This window comes from Actinosynnema sp. (assembly GCF_052038725.1).
Window position 1 is genome coordinate 1 of record NZ_JBQGCX010000547.1, and the last position, 1,504, is coordinate 1,504.

General features: G+C 73.7%; 1 protein-coding gene and 1 pseudogene. One reads left to right on the forward strand and one right to left on the reverse strand.

Going from position 1 to position 1,504, the window contains the following annotated elements; all coding sequences use genetic code 11:
• Window positions 1-737: DeoR/GlpR family DNA-binding transcription regulator (locus ACTUAL_RS11040; RefSeq protein ID WP_440900184.1), on the reverse strand; the 737-nt coding region annotated here is incomplete at its 3' end.
• 225 nt (window positions 738-962) lie between these two features.
• Here ACTUAL_RS11040 and ACTUAL_RS11045 point away from each other — a divergent pair.
• Window positions 963-1,504, forward strand: a pseudogene (locus ACTUAL_RS11045) (cation:proton antiporter); the annotation flags it as partial.

Here is a 1,504-nt window from a genome sequence, read left to right on the forward strand (position 1 = left end):
TCGTACACCGTCGGCTTCACGCACGACGGCCCACCGGTCGCGGGCCTGCCGCACGGGCTGATCGTGATGCCACCTGCCGTGCCCGCGCCGCTGGAGGCGGCGGTGAGCTGGACCTGCCCCCGGGCGGCCGTCACCGGGGCCACCCGCGCGAACGCCCGCCGCCCCACCACCTCCGGGTCGGCCAGCACCACCACCCGCCGCCCGGTCGCCATCAGGCTGTGGTCGGTGTTCGCCCCGATCTCGTCGCACGAGCTCACCCCGAGCACCGAGTCCACCCCCGCCGCCGCCAGGAACACCACGTCCACGCTGATCCCCGCCAGCGCCCGGTCCGCGATCGGCCCCACCAGGTCGTACGAGTCCGGCCGCACCCCGCCGCCGGTCACCACCAGGTCGATCGACGGCCGCACCGACAGGTCGCTCGCGATGTTGAGCGCGTTGGTGACCACTTTGAGCGGCTTGCCCGCCGCGAGCAGCCTGGCCAGCTCGGTCGTGGTCGTGCCGCCGCCCAGCCCCACCGACCGCACGTCCTCGTCCACCAGCGCCGCCGCGGCCTCGGCGATCCGCCGCTTCTGCTGCTGCCCGCGCCCCGCCCGGTACCGCTGCGGCAGCTCGTAGATCACCTCGGTGGACACCGCGCCGCCGTGCGTGCGCTTGAGCAGCTGCTGCTCCTCCAGCGACCGCAGGTCCCGCCGGACCGAGGCGGCGGACGCGCCGGTCGCCCCGGACAGCTCGCCCACGGTGACCGAACCGCTGTGGTTCAGCCGATCGAGAATGAGCGAAAACCGATCCTGCTGCCGCATTCGATCAGTGTAAGGACGGCTAACGCTCACCCGCCCCCGCGAATTGCGGCGTGCCGAAGCAACGGCAACGCCATCACCTGGTCGAATTACCTCCGTCCGGTGGCCGGGCCGGACCGCCCGCGCGCGCGTGGCGCCCGCCCACGTGCGTCCGGGTGAACGAGGGTGAACGGCGTCCAGGTCCTGCTCATCGTCGGGGCGGGGCTCGCGATCACGGCGGTGGCGCGGCGCAGGGGCGTGGAACCGGGCCTGGTCGTGGTCGTGCTGGCCGCAGCCGCTTCGTTCCTGCCCTGGATGCCGAAGCTGGAGCTGGACAGCGGGCTGATCCTGGCGATCGTCGTCCCGCCCCTGCTCTGCTCGGCGGCGCGGGGCGCCGCGTTCACCGGGTTCGGCGCGAACCTGCGGCCGATCGTCCACCTGGGCGTGGTGCTGGTCGTGCTGACCACGTTCGCGCTCGGCCTCGCGGCCTCCTGGGCGCTGCCCTCGCTGGGCGGCATCACCCAGTTCGCCTACAAGCTCACCGTCGGCGTCCTGGTGGGCGGAGCGTTCGCCGCCGCGACCCCGGCCGTCCGCAAGCGCCGGGGCAGCACCACCCTGGAGACCACCCTGGTCCTCCTGCTGCCGTTCACCGTCTGCCTGGCGGCCGAGGAGGTCCACGCCTTCCGGGACATCGCGGTGGTGGCGGCGTCGTTCGTGGTGACCGCCAA